The organism is Sphingobacterium multivorum, assembly GCF_900457465.1.
Classification (GTDB): Bacteria; Bacteroidota; Bacteroidia; order Sphingobacteriales; family Sphingobacteriaceae; genus Sphingobacterium; species Sphingobacterium multivorum.
Map to the genome: position 1 here is coordinate 1 of NZ_UAUU01000008.1, position 19727 is coordinate 19727.

Annotated in this window: 18 protein-coding genes and 1 pseudogene; 12 read left to right on the forward strand and 7 right to left on the reverse strand. The window is 40.8% G+C overall.

What is annotated here, in order from left to right:
• The first annotated feature begins 139 nt into the window (after window positions 1-139).
• The 5 genes and pseudogenes from nadE to DTA23_RS30870 all read left to right on the forward strand — a co-directional run bounded on the left by nadE (window position 140) and on the right by DTA23_RS30870 (window position 2707).
• Window positions 140-922: an NAD(+) synthase gene (gene nadE, locus DTA23_RS08445; protein ID WP_112374424.1), complete on the forward strand. Its 783-nt coding sequence runs from the start codon at window positions 140-142 to the stop codon at window positions 920-922.
• A 153-nt stretch (window positions 923-1075) separates the two neighbouring features.
• A complete protein-coding gene (locus DTA23_RS27505) occupies window positions 1076-1507 on the forward strand; it encodes a cysteine hydrolase family protein (protein WP_218565325.1) in 432 nt (143 codons plus the stop codon).
• A gap of 20 nt (window positions 1508-1527) precedes the next feature.
• Window positions 1528-1887, forward strand: coding sequence for a cysteine hydrolase family protein (locus tag DTA23_RS27510; RefSeq protein ID WP_218565326.1), 360 nt, complete (start codon window positions 1528-1530; stop codon window positions 1885-1887).
• Between the two features lie 172 nt (window positions 1888-2059).
• Window positions 2060-2407 (forward strand): annotated as a pseudogene (locus DTA23_RS30865) (NUDIX domain-containing protein); the annotation flags it as partial.
• Window positions 2408-2419: 12 nt separating this feature from the next.
• Window positions 2420-2707 carry an NUDIX hydrolase gene (locus DTA23_RS30870; RefSeq protein ID WP_256603492.1) on the forward strand — a complete coding sequence of 96 codons (288 nt, stop codon included), beginning with the start codon at window positions 2420-2422 and terminating at the stop codon, window positions 2705-2707.
• A gap of 136 nt (window positions 2708-2843) precedes the next feature.
• Here the strand turns inward: DTA23_RS30870 and DTA23_RS08460 are convergent, their stop codons facing one another.
• Window positions 2844-3404, reverse strand: coding sequence for a hypothetical protein (locus DTA23_RS08460; RefSeq protein WP_112374426.1), 561 nt, complete (start codon window positions 3402-3404; stop codon window positions 2844-2846).
• 60 nt (window positions 3405-3464) lie between these two features.
• Window positions 3465-4022, reverse strand: a complete 558-nt coding sequence (locus tag DTA23_RS08465) for a hypothetical protein (RefSeq protein ID WP_112374427.1) — start codon at window positions 4020-4022, stop codon at window positions 3465-3467.
• A gap of 174 nt (window positions 4023-4196) precedes the next feature.
• On the opposite strand from DTA23_RS08465, the gene DTA23_RS08470 reads away from it, so the two are divergent.
• From DTA23_RS08470 to DTA23_RS08480, 3 genes are all read left to right on the forward strand, one after another.
• A complete protein-coding gene (locus tag DTA23_RS08470) occupies window positions 4197-6677 on the forward strand; it encodes an SEL1-like repeat protein (protein ID WP_112374428.1) in 2481 nt (826 codons plus the stop codon).
• 16 nt (window positions 6678-6693) lie between these two features.
• Complete coding sequence (locus DTA23_RS08475) at window positions 6694-9183, forward strand: SEL1-like repeat protein (RefSeq protein WP_112374429.1); 2490 nt, start codon at window positions 6694-6696, stop codon at window positions 9181-9183.
• Window positions 9184-9246: 63 nt separating this feature from the next.
• On the forward strand, window positions 9247-9474 hold the full coding sequence (locus DTA23_RS08480) for a hypothetical protein (RefSeq protein WP_070569618.1): 228 nt from the start codon (window positions 9247-9249) through the stop codon (window positions 9472-9474).
• Between the two features lie 78 nt (window positions 9475-9552).
• On the opposite strand, the gene DTA23_RS08485 is transcribed toward DTA23_RS08480, so the two are convergent.
• The gene (locus tag DTA23_RS08485) at window positions 9553-10083 is read right to left on the reverse strand and encodes a YfiT family bacillithiol transferase (RefSeq protein ID WP_112374430.1); all 531 of its coding nucleotides are present in this window, start codon (window positions 10081-10083) and stop codon (window positions 9553-9555) included.
• A 201-nt stretch (window positions 10084-10284) separates the two neighbouring features.
• Between DTA23_RS08485 and DTA23_RS08490 the strand changes: the two genes are divergently transcribed.
• Complete coding sequence (locus tag DTA23_RS08490; protein ID WP_112374431.1) at window positions 10285-10950, forward strand: DUF2625 domain-containing protein; 666 nt, start codon at window positions 10285-10287, stop codon at window positions 10948-10950.
• A 110-nt stretch (window positions 10951-11060) separates the two neighbouring features.
• Here the strand turns inward: DTA23_RS08490 and DTA23_RS08495 are convergent, their stop codons facing one another.
• Both DTA23_RS08495 and DTA23_RS08500 read right to left on the reverse strand, forming a co-directional pair.
• Complete coding sequence (locus tag DTA23_RS08495) at window positions 11061-12383, reverse strand: NYN domain-containing protein (protein ID WP_112374432.1); 1323 nt, start codon at window positions 12381-12383, stop codon at window positions 11061-11063.
• A 418-nt stretch (window positions 12384-12801) separates the two neighbouring features.
• A complete protein-coding gene (locus tag DTA23_RS08500) occupies window positions 12802-13596 on the reverse strand; it encodes an AraC family transcriptional regulator (RefSeq protein ID WP_112374433.1) in 795 nt (264 codons plus the stop codon).
• Window positions 13597-13700: 104 nt separating this feature from the next.
• Between DTA23_RS08500 and DTA23_RS08505 the strand changes: the two genes are divergently transcribed.
• Complete coding sequence (locus DTA23_RS08505; protein WP_204990743.1) at window positions 13701-14912, forward strand: CynX/NimT family MFS transporter; 1212 nt, start codon at window positions 13701-13703, stop codon at window positions 14910-14912.
• An 84-nt stretch (window positions 14913-14996) separates the two neighbouring features.
• Here DTA23_RS08505 and DTA23_RS30280 read toward each other — a convergent pair whose 3' ends face one another.
• Window positions 14997-15989 (reverse strand): CocE/NonD family hydrolase, encoded by a 993-nt coding sequence (locus tag DTA23_RS30280; protein WP_370445075.1) that lies wholly within the window; start codon window positions 15987-15989, stop codon window positions 14997-14999.
• Window positions 15967-16728 (reverse strand): CocE/NonD family hydrolase, encoded by a 762-nt coding sequence (locus DTA23_RS30285; protein ID WP_370445076.1) that lies wholly within the window; start codon window positions 16726-16728, stop codon window positions 15967-15969. The genes DTA23_RS30280 and DTA23_RS30285 overlap by 23 nt, the downstream gene beginning before the upstream one ends.
• Window positions 16729-17496: 768 nt before the next feature.
• Here DTA23_RS30285 and DTA23_RS08515 point away from each other — a divergent pair.
• On the forward strand, window positions 17497-18825 hold the full coding sequence (locus tag DTA23_RS08515) for an inositol-3-phosphate synthase (RefSeq protein WP_112374435.1): 1329 nt from the start codon (window positions 17497-17499) through the stop codon (window positions 18823-18825).
• Window positions 18826-18992: 167 nt separating this feature from the next.
• Window positions 18993-19718 carry a nucleotidyltransferase family protein gene (locus DTA23_RS08520; RefSeq protein WP_239468707.1) on the forward strand — a complete coding sequence of 242 codons (726 nt, stop codon included), beginning with the start codon at window positions 18993-18995 and terminating at the stop codon, window positions 19716-19718.
• Window positions 19719-19727 lie beyond the last annotated feature (9 nt).

Below are 19727 nucleotides of genomic sequence, written 5' to 3' on the forward strand. Positions count from 1 at the left end.
GACGATCTTACACCGCAAACGGTCGCCGATCTGGGTGAACGAAATCTGCTGGAAACATGTTATCTGAATGGCGAATTTGTACGCACAACGCGTTTTGAAGAAATAAGGAATAGATTAAGAACTGAAACAATTCGAGTATATGGAAAATAGCGTAAACAAACCGTTTTTCATCCAGGATGAAAACGTTGCACAGTATGCACAATTGATGGCATCCTGGATTGCCCAACAGGTGAAATCGGCCGACCGCAAAGGACTTGTATTGGGTATGAGTGGTGGGATAGACTGCAGTGTTGTCGCTTGCCTATGCCGGCTGGCACAGGTGGATGTCCACTTGGTGTTGATGCCGTATGGCAGTGATATGAACAAAAGTAAAAGCCATCAACATGCCATGGAGCTTATTCAGAAATTTGATTTTCCATTTCATGTATTTGACATTCAACCCGCGGTGGATGCGTTGGCCATTCATCAAGAAAAGTTTGTCGCAGAAGCTACCGCCACTAACCGCGCTTTGAGCCTTGCTAATATTCGTCCACGTGTTCGTATGACGTATTTGTATCAATTAGCACAATTGGGTAGTAGATTTGTTATTGGTACGGGGAATATGGCCGAAGCTACTGTAGGTTATTTTACGAAGTGGGGCGATGGTGCCTATGATCTGAACCCGCTGGCAATGGTTACCAAACAGGAAGTATATACCTTAGCCAAATATTTGGGGGTGCCCGAATCTATTCAGTATAAAAGTCCATCTGCTGGTCTTTGGGAGGGGCAGACCGATGAAGAGGAATTGGGTATGACCTATGCGCAAATCGATGGGTTTATTTTAAAAGGTACATCGGGCGATCCGGTTATAGACGAAATTATTCGTAAACGTATACAACAATCTGCCCACAAGTTTGCAGCGGTGCCTACATTCAAAGGTTAATTTTAATGGTTCGAGAAGTCGACGCAAGCACTTCATAACAGTCAACAAGGGACAAAAAAGTACTATAGTGAAGATGATTTTTCACTGGAAGAAGGCTTTAATGGCTTCATCGTTCTGCGAAATGAAGGCTGCGTTGAAATAAATATAGATGTTATGAAACTGAATAACATAAAAACACAATTTGATCAGATTGTAGATGTTCAACAGATTGCCAGCGGCAAAAAGGATAATATTCCAAACATGTTGATGTTGGCACAGGAAGAAAATATACAGCCAGCAGCCTTGGATAAAAAACGAACCTTGCTATTGGCGATCGATGTCCAAAATGATTTTATGGAATCCATCGGTAGTCTTGCCGTCAACGGTTCAAAGGCCGATGTACAACGTCTGACGCAGTGGATGTATCGTAATATTGAGGCCTTAACGCAAGTCATGTGTAGTCTCGATTGCCACTCGATAAGGCAGATTTTCCATGCCGATTGGTGGCTTGACAGTGCGGGAAATCATCCGGAGCCATTCACCATTATTCGCCATGCCGATGTCCGCGATGGTATCTGGCGTGCTGCGAATGACCATACGCCTTAGCGCTGGATTATCTCCAGCATTTGGAAGCTGAGGGAAAAAAACAATTGTGTGTCTGGCCATACCATTGTCTGGAAGGGACTTCGGGGGCGCAGCTGGAGAGTCAATTTACCAATATGCTTTATTTTCACAGTGCAGCGCGTCAGGTCAAACCGATATTGGTTTATAAGGGGCAAGATCCAAATACGGAAATGTACGGTATTATCAAAGCGGAATATGACGATAATAAATTCGTAAATCATGCTGTGCTCGATGCAATTCGCGATTACGATGCGATATACATCGCCGGTGAAGCTTCCAGTCATTGTGTTTTAGCATCGGCCGTGCAGATTTGGAATATTTTGAACAAGACCGAGCGATTACGTCACGAATCACCTTATTGATCGACTGTATGTCGCCCATCGCTGGATTTGAAGCGCAGACTTTACAGCAGTTTGAGGCTTTAAAGGAGAAGTATGGAATCCAGATCAAATTGTCAACCGAAGTAACTTTGTAGCAGATGACAGCCTCCGAAAAAAAATACACATATGATTACCAAGACCTGCTGTTACGGTTGACTGTGTAATCTTCGGCTTTGATAAAAACCAGCTTAAGGTATTATTGACCAAACGGGCAATAGAGCCTTTTGTGGGAAAATGGGCATTTCCTGGCGGTTTTATTCAGGAAGATGAGAACGCCGACGACTGTGCGCTTCGTAAACTGCAGGAGGAGGCCGGTCTCAAAGATATTTTCCTCGAACAGCTTTATACATTTTCAGACCTAGCTCGTGATCCGCGCGGAAGAGTCATTAGTATTGCTTATTATGCACTTGTCAGGCCCGACGCTTATACGTTGGAAGCAGGGGTTGATATCGATGCGGTGCAATGGTTTGGTATTGACGAAAAGTTGGATCTCGCTTTTGACCATAAACAGATCTTGAACACCGCCATACAACGGCTCAGGGGTAAAATACGTTATCAACCAATCGGTTTTGAGCTCTTGCCCAAACAGTTTACGTTGCCCGATTTACACAATTTGTATGAAACCGTTCTGCAGCGGTCAATTGACCGTGGGAATTTTCGAAAAAAAATTCTCAGCATGGGTTTATTGATCGACCACAGCGATAAGCAAAAAGACCGGCGTGCCAGGGCTGCAAAGATCTATAGTTTTGACAGGGTAAAATATAAAGAACTTACTGAATCGGGGTTTTATTTTGAAGTATAGGTCTAACGAACGGAGCAGGCAACCATGAAATTGGCTTCTGCCTGCTTTCATTGCTGTCTGGTCTTTTTAAGATCTTACGTTAATGTCCGGTGCAGCGCTGTCTTAATGCACTAATTCAAGCTGAGTCGCGTTTGGGCTAACCCTGAAAATCACCACAATCATGGACTTCGAACTGATCGACTAAAGCTTTCTGTGTATAGTATTTTGCGACACGTTTATTTTTTAACAAAAGAGAATCCCCCTTAATTTTTAATTCGAAAATGGGCTCTTTCTCTATTTTCTTGAAGTAAAACTCATTATTTTTAGTCTTAATCGTGAGGCCGCTGTCACAAAAATTATAGGTGAAATCTTTGATTTGATAGATTTCATTGGAATCACAGACATTGACCAAAAGCAGTTGTTTTTTATTCATTTTGATTTCTGCAAGATCACACGCATAACATATTCCTGAGAATTCGATGCCATACTTCTTAAAACTATCCTTGCTTTTCGGTCGAAGAATAGCAATAGGATACAGCTGTTTAAAGAGCGAAAGGTTATCATCGGATATGGATGTTAGCTCTTTTTGTTTCTTTATGGAGTCTATGCTGGCTGTGCTGCTGAATGCGGCAGCTGATTTTTTGGCTCCATTCTTTTGCTGGCAGCTGAAAAACAATACCATGCAGGACAGAAACATAGTCTTTAAGATTACCTTCATCGTTATTTTTCGCAATTATTGTTGTTACTCATAAACATATAGATTGAGAAACGGTTTTTGTTATTCAATCTCAACCCATTTTCTTTCGAAGTAGACGGTGCCTACCGGTGTATCGGTGGCGTCTATGATTTTCGCTGCTACAAAGTCGCCCTTTAGGCCAGCATATTTTAGTTTTAAACCTTTACTTTCTAAGTCGGAGGTATCATAGTATGCACCCAATTTGAGTTGAAATGGATTGTGTTCCACATCATTTGTAAAGATGGAAAACAAAAGCAACTTCGTAGCCTGTTTATCTGCCTCTTCGTATCCAAAGAAGCGATGATCGATACGTATATTGGCATGTAAGCGGATCATACTGTCTCGAGCACTTAAGTTTACATAAGCTTTGGTGATTTCGTCAGATTCCAGTACGCTTTGTGCATTTGCTTGGTCAATGCTATCCAGTTTGGAAGTTTTTAACGAGATACTTTTTTTTGGGGCAGTATCCTCGACAGCTTTTTCCATGGCCTTGCTTGAACTTACAGGTGCTTCAGCTTGTTTTGGTTTTTCCTGACAAGCGATTTGTAACGCGAGGAGTGCTAATGCACTGCTATAATAACTGTATTTGAAATGATTCATTGTTCTTTCTGTTACAAAATCCAATCCAAAGTTGCCGAAAATAGGGGGAGAAAAAAATCCCTGTTTTCCGCTAATCGAAAAAATCGATAAATACGGTATTTTTACGGCATTCGCATGATTCTTGTCGTATGGAACGGATCAATGTGATACAACAAAAAACAGAAGAAATAAAGTATGGCACATCGTATTTATATTTATAATGTAAATCTCAGGACCAAAGAAACATATCCCACTTACCTGGCTGAATGGAATTATGAAATTCCCATCCTCATGCGGCCATTATTTTCCGCCAATATCCGTTCCAAAGGTTCTCAGCTTTATGCCAACAAGGAAGATGGGATCGCAAGACTTCGCTATTTTTATGCGTTGTTGGCTGATAGGTATCAATTGCATTATAAAAAAAGCTATTATGAGCCTGTCAACAACATGTTTGAATTTTTGGAAGCGCTACCTTTTGATACCTTGCAGATCGATGGACGCGATGTTTTTACCATGAATTCGGAAAAAGATGTGGAGCAAGCCAAAGATTGGGTGGAAGAAATTAAAATGCAAGCCTTATTGTTTGAACAAGCTGTCGAAGAACAGTCCTTAGATCCGCTGGACCCGCTTGTGAAAGCGTCTGGATATACTTCTTTTTTAGATGCCCTTCAAACCGATTGGATTGATTATGGATTGGGTTTATGGGAAGAAGACGTTCTGAAAGGGCCAGACCCTGAGGTTTTTGAAGCAGTAGGAAAGCAGGGGCTAAAAAATGCCAAGGGGGATATTTTGGTTGAGGCGATTTACGATGAAATATTCGAATTCAATGAACAGGGGATCGCCGTTGTTGAACGCGATGGCCTTTTTGGTTATATTGATACGAGTGGCACTATATTAATTCCATGTCAATATGTGGAGGCCTTTGATGCCCGACATATCAACGGGAACAATTACGCTGAAGTGGAAGTGGCAGGGAAACGTGGGGTACTGCATATTGATACCAAACAGCTGAGCATACCTGCATTATATGATGAACTCGACTGGATCGCCTATGGCTTTTTAAATGCAAGACAGGGGGATAGCCACATGCTCCTTTCGGCTGAAGGACGATCGATTATTTCAGATCCCGCAGCCGAGTCGTTTATGTTTGACTATAACAACTTGTTCTATAGCCGGCAAAAAGGAACGATAAAAAGGAAGTATTACCTAATGGATGGTCAGTTTTTAGGGACTTTTTTGGAAGGTAGCCTGGAGCCGCTAGCCAATCGCTATTTTTGGATTAAACCCAATAAGCTACAGTCAAAAATTGCCGTCATTCAACCCGATGGTAATATTTTGGATGAAGGAATTGACCGGATTATAGTGTTGGACGACTATCGAAGTATTGCGTATCTCAAAAATAAAAGATGGCAGATCTATTCGCTTGAACAGGGCTTATTCCGATTGGCTGATTTAACGATTGATCAGGTTCTAGTCGATCATATACAGCAGTACCGTAAAGATATCTTTGTCGTTGGTTGTGCCCAAGGACAGGGGATTTATGATGCTCATCGAGGGGAATGGTTACTTGAACCTGCTATTGCCTATCAGAAAATCGAACATTGCTTTTTGGATTTTATGCGCATACACTGTGCACAGGGTATGTACTGCTTCGATACGAAGCTTAACGTCCGTAGTGCGCTGTATGATTATATCTGTTCGCCTTTTCATTACCCAAGACCAGAAGCGGCCGAAGGTGAACTGTTGCTTTTATTCAAAGGGGATAAGTTGTTTAATTTGGATTTAAATCGAAATGTTGTCGAGATTCCCGAAACAGCATATGGCTATTTGTATTCCGAGCGATACCAGCTCCGGGGGCGCGATCAAAGTTATTTTGTACAGTTCTATCAGGCATGGATCAGGCGTAAGGGCGACGGCTACGAACAGTATTTTGACAATGAAACGCTGTTGGAAAATGGTAAGAAGCTGGAAGCGGAGGGAAAGATTTCAGATGCCATTCGACTGTTCAGCATCGGAGCAGATCGGGGTAGTGCGGACTGTCAATATCTGCTTGGAAACATCTTTACGGATGATGACTACGAGGGGATGGACATCGAAAAAGGAAAGTCTTTTTATGAAAAGGCCATGGCTCAGGATCATGCGCAGGCATGGAACAATTGGGGATTTTTATATGCCACAGGCCATGGTGTAGCTTTTGATGTATCTAAAGCCTTAAAGGCCTATCAAAAGTCTGCTGCGCTGGGTGAAGCGCAGGCCATGAGCAACCAGGGTAACTGGTATTACGAGGGTGAATATGTGGAACAAGATTATGCCTTGGCCCTAGATTATTTTAAACAAGCAGAGAAAGCGGGGATTTATAATGATGCTCAAATCGCAGAAATCTACTATCAAGGGCAAGATTATGCGAACTTATTGCGTTATTTGAAAAAGGATACAACCAATCAATTTTCTGCTATTTATTATGGGATTCTTTATGAGGAAGGCTTTGGTGTAAAGCAAAACTTACAAAAAGCGATCCGGTACTATGAAAAAGCCAATGAAAATAGCGTGTACGCCTATGCCGTTAATCGTTTGCTACAACTCTATGGAGCGCATGGAGCGGCTTCAGACGCGGATAAATACGGATTTTGGTTCAATTTTGCTAAAGAAAATGCTGTTGAAATTGATCAATACTAAGGAAATTGCATAGAAAATGGCTCATCGCATATATATTTACAATACAGATAAGAAGGATCAAGATTACTTCCCTCATTATTTAGGAGAATGGAACTATGTGATTCCACCCCTTTTTTTACCCCTATTTGCTGCTAATCCGAAAGCAAAAGGTACCTTAGTTTACTCCGAAAAGGAACCGGGAGTCAGAAAGCTTCGTGCGTTGTATGATTTGCTCATTCATGAATATGGGTTAAATTCCGATGCGCTGGCCATGGCAGCTATCGGGAAACTGTTCGATTTTTTGGACGGTTTACCATTCGATTATTTCCAGCTGAACGCAAGTGATGTATTTAACATGAGCGATGTTAAACATAGCCAACAGGCCAAAGATTTTGCAATTGAAATCCTTGAGAAGAATTTGCTCTATGAAAAAGCAATCGAAAAACAGTCCATAGCTGAGCTTGAGTTTATTTTGGTGTCTGCTGGTTATACTTCTTTTTTAGCGATGCTCGAACTGGAATGGAGCAACTATGGCTTAGGCTGGTGGAATAGAGACGCGATTGATCGTCTGGATAATCAATTTTTTGAAGATCAGGGGCTTTGGGGGATACGCAATGCAAAAGGGGAGGTGAAGGTCGAAGCTAGCTATCAGGAAATTGGCACTTTTGAGTGTGAAGGGATCGCAGTCATACAGAAAAATGAGCTGTTCGGTTATTTGAATAGGGGTGGAGAAGAAACTATTTCCTGTGTTTATTCATCGGCGGCGCCAGCCCAATATGGAGCCGTATCAACGGTTGGTAAGGTGAGCTTAGCTAAAAAATATGGATTAGTCAACGTCGGGAACGGAGAAATAATCATACCACTTGAATATGATGAACTCGAAGATTTTGCTTACGGTTATTATCAGGGGAAGAAAGATCAGCAATATTATATCATCGATGCCCAAGGCCAGCTGTTCAATGCTTCCGGTGCGGACAAACCGTTTGAAATTGATTATGATGGATTTATCTATCAAGAGATTGGGGGAAATAAACTGCGTCATTATTATTCCAATAGCGGTATTTTGCTTGGCGCTTTTGCCAGTAGTGCACTGAGCGAATTGCTGTTTGATTTTTATGCAGTCAATTTGAATAATAAAAAGAAAAAATCAGTTTTGTCTCCCGATGGAACTATCTTGGTCAAAGATGTTGCTGTACTCAATGCTGGAAATGGCCGAAGCGCATTATTTTTTGCTGATTCCGGCGGCATCCGTTTGTATGACCTGGAAGCCCGCGCCTTTGTACTGCAAGATTTGGCAATTCGGTCCATTCAAGGGGGGACTGATTTTGGTAATGGCGCCTGGGATTGCTATATTATCGAAACAGCAACCGGGAGGGGAATTTATCAGACTGCTGAAAAGGTGTGGCTGGTCCCGCTCTCAACGCACTATGTGAAAATTGTATATGCTGCTGTGATGGATTATTTTATTCTGAAAGACCATGCGGGAAGATATTACTATTTTGACGCAGTGGAAAGGACGCTCAGTTCCGCCTACGATTATGTTTGTGCAAGCGTTAATCACTATCAGGATCTGATGTTATTGCAAGGTGACCTGTTGTATAAAAAGGGCTACGATGGTGTGGAAGTAATTCAGGAAGATCAATATGGTCAGTTTCTGAAGAAGCTGGATCAATTGTCTGGAGAAGATTTTGAAATATGTAATCGTTTTTTTGAAGGGTGGAAGGCTGCGAAGGACGATAATTTTGAATCCAGTTATGATAGTTATACGCTATATCATATGGCCCTGGACTGTTGCCGACAAGGCGATGTCGAAATGGCGATACGCTATTTTACCTTTTCTGCTGACCAGGGTAATGAAAGCAGCATGCATGAATTGGGGAATATCTATACGGATACTGATAGCGAAGACAATCCTTTTTTAGATTTGGACAAAGGAATTCAATATTATGAACAAGCGGCCCAAAAAGATTATTCCGCTGCATGGAATGCAATCGGCTACCTCTTTCAGTATGGCATCGGCTATAAAAAAGACCTGGAAAAGTCATTTAATGCCTACATGAAAGGAGCAGAGTTGGGTAATGGCTATGCTTTGTCCAATTTAGGCTACTTTTATTCAAGTGGAACCTATGTCGAAGAAGATCTGGAAAAAGCCCTCAGCTATTATCAGAAAGCTGAATTAAAATTAGTTGAGAACAACAGCAATATAGCTTCTATCTATTACAGTTTGGAGGATTACGATCGTCTATTGGTTTATTTGAAAAGGGATAAAGAAAATAGTTATTCCAATATTTATTATGGATTACTCTATGATCAGGGACTTAAATTTAAAAAGGACAGTAAAAAGGCGATCCACTATTTTGAACGAGCCAACGACTATGGTGTTTACGAAAGTGCCACTGCTCGCTTATTGGATTATTACAAGAATGATCCTACATTTAGAAATCAGGAAAAATATGTCCATTGGCTTGATTTTGCAAAAAACAATGAACTGGATATCGAACTGGATTTATTGCAATGGGATAATTAGTCTGAAGACTCAGGTGCTAGCTCGTCCTTTTTTGGCAAACTGTTTAAAAAGAAAAAGTAAATTATGTTATCATCAGCAAATATAGATTTTGGTGGCATTCTGATCGACTTGATCCTGATTGTTTTTTTTGGATTTGGAACACTTTATACGTTATCTGCAGGCATTGTTCATCGTGTAAAGAAGCAAACACGGACGGTAGGATATTATTTCCTATCCTTTGTGGTATCGGGTGTTATTGGACTGGTTGCCGCCGGATTGCTGGCCTTTATATGGGCGATGTCATTATCGTAAAGTGACGGCAATAAAGTAAATTTATCGCAATGATCTATTGACTGTAAGTAAAATGATCATTGCGATAAGTGATGCCCATCAATGGTTTTTAGCATTGACAATGTGCATCAGGTGGTGATTGCAATGCCAGGCATAGAGGCCAATATTGATCTTTAAAGAAATCAACCTTTTGGTCGCAGGATGAATAAAACCTCTTTCAAGCTGTTCGCCAGTTAAACTTTTCAACAAAATAACCCAGCGTTCATGTAGACCTTCGAGCAATTTGATCGAGCTTTCTATTGGAATATTTTTTGCGTCGGGAAGCTCGGCCCACAATTTCTCCTCATATAATTTGATGGTTGGGTCTTCTTCTGTGAGGGCTAATTTAAAACGGACAAAGCTGTTCATGTGGCTGTCGGCGCAGTGATGAACGACCTGACGAATCGTCCAGCCTTCGGGACGGTAGCGTTTTTCCAGTACGTCGTCTGTTAGATCGCCGACTTCGGATTTTAACCGGGCCGGAAAGTCGGCAATTGTTTTGATCCAGTCATTCAACAGGGATTTGTCGATGACATCGGGTATCGCAAAGCGACCTATAGGGTATCTGAGTTTTTCTAATTCATGTTGCATGACTTAAAATTAGTTAAAATAGACACAAGGTTCCTAATCTTTAGGTGTATGTTTTCGAAGAATATTTTCTTCGATTTGCTCTTGGGTCTGCTGTAATTTGGATGCGATAAAGAATTATGGTAATTTCGGCACAATGAATAGCTGGATGCCGTTCGAATTCGACCGGTAGACTAGCTGGTCGCTGCATAAAACACATAGGAAATGAAAAGTCTAAAAGAACTGATTGATACAAGTAATTCGGGATGGAAGCTGGTTGAGGGCTGGTTGAAAGAAGCGACGAATGCTTATGAAGTGCTTCCTCGAAACCCTAAGCGGGCTGATGAGGAACTTTTAAGGGCCCAAATTACCACAAAATCGCCTATGGGAGCCATTATTCATCAAACTGGTGGTATTTTAATCGATGGGGGCTGGTTACGTATTTTAGGCTCTGGCTCGTCGCAGTTGGACCGAGGGATCATGGAGTGGAATAAAGGGAAAAGTTTTGACAAGGAAGGCGAAAAAGGTGGTTTTTTGCTGATTGCAGACGATGTTCTAGGTGGTTATTTCGCTATTAATGCCGGTGCGCTGGGAGATGCTATTGGACAGGTCTATTATTTCGCACAAGATACCTTACAATGGGAAAGTTTGGAATGTGGTTATTCAGATTTTGTTTTTTGGGCATTGAAAGGGGATATTAGACAGTTTTACGAAACATTTAAATGGAAAGACTTGAGCGAAGAGGTCAAACTCCTGAGCGGCAATCAAGTTTTTTCATTTTACCCTTTCCTGTGGACTGAAGAAGCACGCGATTTTCGTAAAGTAGATCGTAAGCCAATGGCCATCGATGAGAACTACCATTTTACGATGGAATTTGCTGGTGGACGCTAGTTGTTATTTCAATACGACAAACCTCCTGCATAAGGCTTTAATACGATAATAGGACAATGTATTGTTGTCCTATTATCGTATGATACAGAAGATAATTCCCCTGAATGATATTAAACTGATTTATTTTGAAGGCTAAAGCTAACTTCGTTCAGTCTGACTATTTGTATTTGTATCCCCTCGGAAAGGCCAAGTTTGGTCGCCGCATCTTTTCCTAATTTAAGCACATGAAACCCTCTGCCGCGATAGGTAAAATTACATTCATATTCTCCAGCGTTGATCATAATCCTTAATTTTTGGGATTTGGTTGGGAATAGGGGTTTAAATTCTTTCGTGATCCGTATTTGCGATTTTTTTACGTCATCTGTAGTGATCTTGTTACCTTCAGAAGGAAACAACATGTTCGTGGGCGGAGTGTCAGCTGTAGGGGGGGGCGTTTCTGTTTTTTGCTCCTGAATTTCCTGAACTTTTGGAGCCTCGTTTTGTATCGGCTCAGAGTTTGTTTTATCCTGACGTTTCTTATCTTGCCGCCCTTTCTTTCTGGTGTTTTGATTTGCAGTTTTTTCCGTAGTTTCTGTAGAGGGTACGGAAGGAGTAGGAGTAGCAGGAGTTTTGTGCTCGGTGTCCACTGCTGCAGCTGGGCTGGCCATTGCTAAAGGCCGTTTAATAATATTACGGATGTAATAGTGTTTTATGCGCGATTTGTCGGTGTTTCGTTCCTCAATTTCAAAATCTTCTTTGTAAGCTTTGAAAAGATGAGACATCTTGTCGTATCCATAGTTGCGCGCATCAAAATCAGGCTTTCTTTTGTTGAAAAGACTTCCGATCTCACCCAGGAATGCCCAGCCATTTTCATCTGCAGTATCATCCACCGTGTCCTTTAAAAGTTCCAAAGTCTCCTCGTCCAATACGGCAATACTTGTTGGATTGTCGACGGGAGCAGGTTTGGGCTGATTTTGTTGCTTTTTCTTTGCGACCGTTTCTTTCTTTTGATTTTTCTCAAAAATTTCGACGTAGATGAACTTGTCGCAGGAGGCAATAAAGGGTTTGGGGGTCTTTTTCTCGCCGATACCGATGACCAGTTTACCAGATTCCCGTAGACGTGTAGCCAGTCGGGTGAAATCGCTGTCGCTGGATACAATACAAAACCCATCAACTCGGTCTGAATGCAGAATATCCATGGCATCAATAATTAATGCCGAGTCAGTAGAATTTTTGCCTTGTGTATAACTGTATTGTTGTATGGGGGTAATTGCATGGGTAAGGAGTTTATCCTTCCATTTTTCAACATATGGGTTGGTCCAGTCTCCGTAGATGCGTTTGATGGTCGGAATTCCATATCTTTTGACTTCATTCAAAATCTCTTCGATCTTTCGATAAGATACATTGTCCGCATCGATTAGTATTGCGATTTGCAAATCCCCATGTTCTGCCATATATGTTTAGATTATTTTTTCAATATAATATTTGAACTCTTTTCTATTCGCGTGACCTTTCTCATCCGAATATATTCGTTAAAAATACAGTATTGTTAAAGAATATCTTGAATTTTTTGAGAATTAATTTGAACGCTATTTTTTGAGAACATGCGATCAGCTGCTTTTGTTTGGGTCTAAAAGGGAAATTATTACGTTTGCGGAGTAGCGAAATGATTTGAGGGACGGTGAAAATAAATAAAAAAAGGTTTTCAAACGGGGAGAATGAAAACCTTAAATAACCAATTATAAACCTAAATTATGATGATACAAAGATAGTGTAAATATTACACCTGTGCAAATATTCGTTACTATTTTTTTTAAACGTCCTGAATTTTGTAGCTGAACAGCTACAAAATTACCTGTGGATACGCCAAAACTAGCCCGCCATGAAGTTTGAAGGCCTATATTTCATCACGGCATAAAAGCTATTGGTAAATGCTTGGACGCTTTTATAACCGACTTTATACGCAATTTGAGAGATGGTGAATTGTTTTGTGCTCAAAAGCTCCAAACTCTTGATAATGCGAAGGAGCTGCTGATATTTTGCAAGCGTCATTCCGGTTTCTTTTTTAAAAAGGCGTTCAATAGTTCGGAGCGAAAGATTGGACAGCATGGCAATCTCGTCTAACGTGATGGCTTCTGTGTAATGGTCATGTAGGTGATTTAAGACCGTTTGAAGCCTGCTTTCATGCGGAAGGGTAATTTCTAAGTGGAGTAATTGTGAGCAGAAATAGGGGAGTTCATGGAGTAAAGCACCGAGGAAAACTCTTTCCTGTTCATTTTCTTCTCTCAATTTTGACCATTTTTCGGTATATAAAATCATTTCCCGTAATACTTTAGGCGCCGAAAATAGCTGTACCTGATTGAAAAACAAATGCTCTTGTGAGCTGTCAAATTGTGGGGGATCAAAAAAAAGGACCATAAGCTTAATGCGTTCCGAGTGGGAGTTGGTCTTATGTAATGCACCTGAAGGAATCCAAGCAACGTGATTTTGGGGGAGTAGGTACATTTTTCCTGCAACGGTAAGGTATTGAAAACCCTGCTCAACATAAATCAATTGACCTTTCCGATGACTGTGTAACTCGTCGTCGTGTATCCAGTTTTCTTCAAACCAGACATAGGTTGATTTCTGGATGCCTTCAATTATCAACGTATGATTTGTCTGATCCATGTCGTTTTAAATTAAATTAATGGCAAATTTAATTAAAATTCCATACATACCTTTGCAAGCATTCATTACGTGTATAGCTTGGTTTACATGTATAGTGTGGTTTTATGATGAAAGAAAATATAAAAATATCCGCAGCTGTGTCTTGGACCTGGTTACCCATATTGGTTGTTGTTTTAGTCTCAACCAATCTGCGGTCGCCAATCACAGCCGTTGGCCCTGTACTGGGGCAAATCAGTGAAGATTTGCAATTAAATAGTTTTCAAAGCAGTCTATTGACGGCAATACCTCTTTTTATGTTTGCGAGCTGTTCTGTAGCAGTGAGCCGATATTCACATAAACTGGGCATGCACCGTTTTTTATTACTCGGTTTAATGGCGTTGAGTGTAGGAATTGTGCTTCGGGTTTGGGGCAATATGCCAACGCTGTTTGTGGGGTCTTTTTTAATCGGACTTGGGATCTGTGTGGGCAATGTCGTTACGCCCGGTTATATAAAAACAAATTTTCCAAAGCAGATTGGACTGATGACAGGCATTTTTGCCGTAGCAATGAATCTGACCGCAGCTTTTGCTTCGGGGTTTAGTTTACGATTGGGCGAATGGACTGGTCTCGGGTGGCAGGGTTCCTTGGGGGTTTGGGTGATTTTAGCCTTGTTATCCCTTATCGTTGTTTCCTTTGATGCTTTAAGCCGAAAGAAAGCACAGGGTATCACTGAAAATAGACCGGCGACAAGTGGAATCGGACATATCTTTAGGTCAAGATTAGCTTGGTATATCAGCTTATTTATGGGTATTCAGTCCTTAATTTACTACAGTTTGATTTCTTGGTTACCTAAAGTATTGGTCGATTATGGTATGCCAGCGGAGGATACGGGCTGGTTGCTTTTTTTGATCCAAATTGCCATGATTCCCATAATGTTTATTGGGCCTATTTTGGCACATCGGATGAAGGATCAGCGTCTAATGGCAGCGGCTGTTGCGATAGGCATGTTTGGAAGTATCTTTATATTTTGGCATTACAAACTTCAGGGAATTTATGTTGCCGCCATATTGTTGGGACTTTCCAATGGACTTTCTTTCAGTTTGTCTATTCTTTTCTTTACCCTGCGGGCGAGGTCAACGGCGAATGCGATTAAAATATCGGGCATGGCCCAGTCTGTTGGTTATCTGATTGCAGCTTTTGGCCCGCCGGTATTCGGTAAGCTGCACGAAATAGATGCTACCTGGAATTACTCCTTCTATTTTTTAGCGGGCAGTATCGTACTTTTATTGTTTGCAGGATGGAAGGCCGGGGAAGATAAGTATGTAGCGGAAGATTAAAGATAAGGCTACATCAGGCACAGCTGTTTAGCTGATGTAGCCTTATTCAATTCGCTCTTAAACGCTATTATTCAAATTTAACTGTTAATCTTTGAGGACAGAAAATTCGATGTACGTGGCATTGTTCACATCGTGAAAAATACGTTGTGTGGCTTTACGGAAGTCAGCTTTGGTAGCTGTATAAGGCGCTAAAAACACCTGTGGATTTCGTTCTGCCAGCGGAAACCAGGAGTTTTGTACCTGAACCATAATGCGATGTCCTTTTTTGAACGTATGCGCAACATCTGGCATTTCAAAATTCACCTTTTCGACCATTCCTGGAGTCAGGGCCTGCGCTTTTTCAAAACCATTTCGGTATTTCCCGGCCATGATCTCACCACGTACCATCATCTGGTATCCAGCCATTGTTTTTCCTTGATAACTTGCTGCATCGTTCGGGTAAACATCAATCAGTTTGACAACATAATCTGCATCTGTACCTGTTGAAGAAACCTTAAGGAAATTTTTGATGGGGCCAACTATAGTCAGGTCTTCTGTCAACGGTTCCGTTTGATAAACCATGACATCAGGGCGACTAGCGGCGAAACGCTGATCATCTACCATATACTCCCGCGTTCGGTTTTGGATTAGCCCACCCTGGTGCGGAACCGGTTTATTGGGGTCAGTGACATATTCATCCCAAGAATCTGTACGTTGAACTTTGTCAAATCCAAGTTTCCCCTGAGGTTGGAAGTATAGTTTTTTTGTTTCTACATTTTTGGGTGGCCATTGTTCGAAATGTTTCCATTCATTGCTTCCAGAGACAAAAATGTTCGCTTCCGATGGTGCGAAGTTCCCTTCATCTTTTAGATAATATTTGAAAAAAGGCTGTTCAAATTGTTCCTGATAGGTAACGCTGGTTTTTTTCTCAAATTGGATATCACCTAAATAGTTTCCTTCCGCACGAACCCAGCCGCCATGATACCAAGGTCCCGCGACTAAAATCGAGTTGTTTTTTTTGCTTTTATCCTCAATCGATTGATAGGTCTTAAATGTTCCATAAGCATCTTCCGCGTCAAAGAAACCACCGACGACCATCACCGCTGGTTTTACCTCCTGTAAAGAATTTGGTGATCACACGCGACTTCCAAAAATCATCATAGTCGGGATGTTTAAACAGGTCATTCCAAAACTGTACGGAGTCACCAAAATACTTTTCCTTCAGTTCCCGTGCTGTTCCGGCTTCTAAAAAGAAGTTGTATTTATCGGCTTCTTTAATCTGAATTTTGCTCTTGAATTGATCTGGGGTGATGGGTTTTGGACGCGGGACACCAAAGGTTGACATGAAGGTGAATGCATCCTGAAGAAACAGTACGCCATTATGGTGGAAGTCATCGCCGATATACCAGTCTGTTACCGGAGCTTGTGGGGAGACCGCTTTCAAGCTCGGGTGCGTTTTGACCAATCCAACGGTAGAATAGAAGCCTGGATAGGAGATCCCATAGAGTCCGGCTTTGCCATTATAGTTTTTGAGATTTTTCTGTAGCCATTCAAGCGCATCATAGGTATCTGTACTTTCATCGATGGCTTTTTTGTCTTTGCTGTAGGTGGTCGGACGTACATCTTCAAATTCACCTTCGCTCATCCACTTGCCCCGCACATCTTGGTAGACGAAAATATAGCCTTCACGCATCATCGTCGGAAAGTTGCCCAGGCTTTTTTTGTATTCGTTTTGTCCATAAGGAGAAACCGTGTAGGGCGTTCTATTGAGCAAAAACTGGATATTTCTTCGATTTGTCTTTTGGACTGTAGATCGCAGTAAATAATTTTTTCCCATCTCGCATGGGGATTGCTACTTCGGTCTTTTCATAATGATCCTCTAACATAAGCCGAGTCGGCAGCGGTTTGAGCATGTAACTGGCTTGCGCTTAAAAGCGCCAAAGTTAGGCACGAAATTGTATTTTTCATTCAGATAATTATTTGTTCAGTACATTCTTTGGTGTAAAACTCTACTTTACACTTGGTTTCGTTCGTTGCAATGTTATGGATACTCTTATGCACCTTAGGCTATAGGGGATACCGTTAAATTTGTCATCGCGCTACCGATTGGCAGACCATTTATCCAATAACAATGCGCAGGTCAAATGCTGTTGGTTTATAAATTGAACGATAGACTCATTGCCTGTATTTAGATTTTAGGCTAAAGTTAGTGCTACTAAAACCATTTTCCAATTTTATTGTCATATTTATGGGAAATAGAAAAAGAAAAATTGACCAATTTTTAAGAAAGAAAAACTTTTTTTGGATTGAATTTGGATTAGTTTTCGAATCTTGATATATTGAGTAAAATTAAGGACAATTGTTTTTTGGGTTAACAACTTTAGCTAAAAACGTTAAATTCCAGTTAGATGGACTAGTAGAATACTAAATAATAATTCATTTTCGGATTATTTCTTAAGGTTTCGAATAGGCTTCGTATCGCTATTTGTCACGATTTTATAAATTAAGTGGGGAGTGGTATGAAATATGTTTTTTTAAGCTAATTTTAAGAATTATTTTATCATAATACATCAATTAAATAACAATTTAAGTATATAGAATTAATATGGGACAACAAGTGAAAGATGCCAATGGAAAATTGGGTATTCTTATTCCGGGATTAGGTGCTGTGGCTACAACATTAATCGCTGGTGTGGCATCTATAAACAAAGGTTTTTCAAAACCAATCGGATCTGTTTCTCAATTGAGCAGAATCCGTCTGGGTAAACGCACTGAGAACAGAAATCCATTAATTAAAGATTTCGTCCCTTTAGCAAAACTGGAAGATGTTGTTTTTGGTGGCTGGGACGTATACGAAGATAACGTATATGTGGCTGCATCAAAAGCACAGGTATTGGAGCAAGGTCAATTGGATGCTGTTAAGGCTGAATTGGAGGCTATCCAACCGATGAAAGCTGTGTTTGACCGTAATTTTGTGAAAAATTTGGACGGAACGCACATCAAATCTGAAAAAACTCGCCGTGAATTGGCAGATGCTGTACAACGTGATATTCGTGAATTCAAAGAGAAAAACGGATTAGACCGTATTGTCTTGGTATGGTGTGGATCTACAGAGCGTTATATTGAGACAAACGAAGCTTTTTCAACCTTAGCTAAATTAGAGGAAGCGTTAGATAATGATGATCAACGTATTCCACCGAGTATGATCTATTGTTATGCGGCATTGAAAGAGGGCGCTCCGTATGTCAATGGTGCACCAAATTTAACATGTGACGTTCCAGCGATTGTTGAGTTGGCGCATGAAAATGGTGTAGCAATTGCAGGTAAAGATTTTAAAACAGGTCAAACATTGATGAAAACAATTGTGGCACCTGGTCTTCAAGCGAGAGCTTTGGGTGTTGAAGGTTGGTTTTCGACGAATATCTTAGGTAACCGTGACGGATTAGTATTGGATGATCCTGAAAATTTCAAAACAAAAGAAGTGTCTAAATTATCGGTATTGGAAGAAATTCTAGATGCGAAAAAGAACCCTGAGTTATACGGTGACCTTTACCATAAAGTACGTATCAACTATTATCCTCCACACGGTGATAATAAAGAATCTTGGGACAACATCGATATTTTCGGTTGGTTGGGCTACAAAATGCAGATTAAAATCAATTTCTTATGCCGCGATTCAATTTTAGCAGCACCGGTTGCCTTGGATTTGGCTTTGTTTATTGACTTGGCGCAACGTGCAGGCATGTCGGGTATTCAAGAGTGGTTGTCATTCTACTTGAAGTCGCCTCAAACAGCTCCAGGATTGCCTCCTGAACACGATATCTTCAAACAATTGATGAAATTGCAAAATACATTGCGTCACATTATGGGTGAAGATTTAATCACACATTTAGGACTGGATTATTACCAGGAGCTAGTCGATAGTATTCAATAAGCTAACTTAATAAGAGCGGGGAAACAATTGTCTAAAAACAGTTTTTCCCCTTTTTCTTCAACATCTTTACGGTATTGAAGATTTGTGATATAACCCTCTGTAGACTTTTGCGCTTACGAACGCTGAGATAGTGACGGGGGTTTTGCTTTTTTATAAATGATTTTATTTTGCAATTAGAAGAAATGGAATTTGCAATTATAGCGGCGGGAGAAGGTTCTCGATTGCGAAAAGAGGGGTTCAATTTACCGAAACCCTTGCTACCATTACATGGAGTTCCATTAATTGAACGATTGATTCGCGTGTTTGTTAAAGAAGGAGCGCAAAGAGTTCATGTTATTATCAATAAACAATCTCCGGAGCTGAAATTGTTTTTGGAAAAAACGACGTTTGAATTACCTATCGTGCTTATAGAGGAAGATACTGCAAGTTCATTGCATAGTTTTGCATTGCTTGTCAAAAACAACCCCGATTGGTCGTCCTGTTGTCTGACCACAACAGATACGGTTTTTAGGCCACATGAATTTCATGCCTATTTAGAAGCATTTCAGCAACATCAACAGGCCGATGCTTTTATGGCTGTAACTCCTTTTGTTGACGATGAGAGTCCGCTCTATGTGAACACCAATTCGCAGCTTCGGGTGGAAGCTTTTTTGGATACGGCAACCGCCAAAACGAAGTACGTTTCTGGGGGAATTTACTGCTTTCGTCAGGCGGCGATGGACTGTGCGTTAAGCTCCGTCGAAGCAGGCAATTCCAGAATGCGTAATTTTCAGCGTGCTCTATTGGAAAACGATTTACAAGTAGAAGCATTTGTATTTGAAAAGGTGGTCGATATTGATCATTTAAAAGATCGTGTTGTCGCAGAACAATTTTTGAGTGAGGAGGTTAGTTAGTAAAATGAG

Coding starts and splice junctions, on each gene's coding strand:
- DTA23_RS08485 (WP_112374430.1), bottom strand. CDS start 10,083: ATGCAACATGAATTAGAAAAACTCAGATACCCTATAGGTCGCTTTGCG.
- DTA23_RS08480 (WP_070569618.1), top strand. CDS start 9,247: ATGTTATCATCAGCAAATATAGATTTTGGTGGCATTCTGATCGACTTG.
- DTA23_RS08490 (WP_112374431.1), top strand. CDS start 10,285: ATGAAAAGTCTAAAAGAACTGATTGATACAAGTAATTCGGGATGGAAG.
- nadE (WP_112374424.1), top strand. CDS start 140: ATGGAAAATAGCGTAAACAAACCGTTTTTCATCCAGGATGAAAACGTT.
- DTA23_RS08460 (WP_112374426.1), bottom strand. CDS start 3,404: ATGAAGGTAATCTTAAAGACTATGTTTCTGTCCTGCATGGTATTGTTT.
- DTA23_RS27505 (WP_218565325.1), top strand. CDS start 1,076: ATGAAACTGAATAACATAAAAACACAATTTGATCAGATTGTAGATGTT.
- DTA23_RS08505 (WP_204990743.1), top strand. CDS start 13,701: ATGATGAAAGAAAATATAAAAATATCCGCAGCTGTGTCTTGGACCTGG.
- DTA23_RS08495 (WP_112374432.1), bottom strand. CDS start 12,383: ATGGCAGAACATGGGGATTTGCAAATCGCAATACTAATCGATGCGGAC.
- DTA23_RS30285 (WP_370445076.1), bottom strand. CDS start 16,728: ATGGGAAAAAATTATTTACTGCGATCTACAGTCCAAAAGACAAATCGA.
- DTA23_RS08515 (WP_112374435.1), top strand. CDS start 17,497: ATGGGACAACAAGTGAAAGATGCCAATGGAAAATTGGGTATTCTTATT.
- DTA23_RS08475 (WP_112374429.1), top strand. CDS start 6,694: ATGGCTCATCGCATATATATTTACAATACAGATAAGAAGGATCAAGAT.
- DTA23_RS08465 (WP_112374427.1), bottom strand. CDS start 4,022: ATGAATCATTTCAAATACAGTTATTATAGCAGTGCATTAGCACTCCTC.
- DTA23_RS30280 (WP_370445075.1), bottom strand. CDS start 15,989: ATGGTCGTCGGTGGTTTCTTTGACGCGGAAGATGCTTATGGAACATTT.
- DTA23_RS08500 (WP_112374433.1), bottom strand. CDS start 13,596: ATGGATCAGACAAATCATACGTTGATAATTGAAGGCATCCAGAAATCA.
- DTA23_RS08470 (WP_112374428.1), top strand. CDS start 4,197: ATGGCACATCGTATTTATATTTATAATGTAAATCTCAGGACCAAAGAA.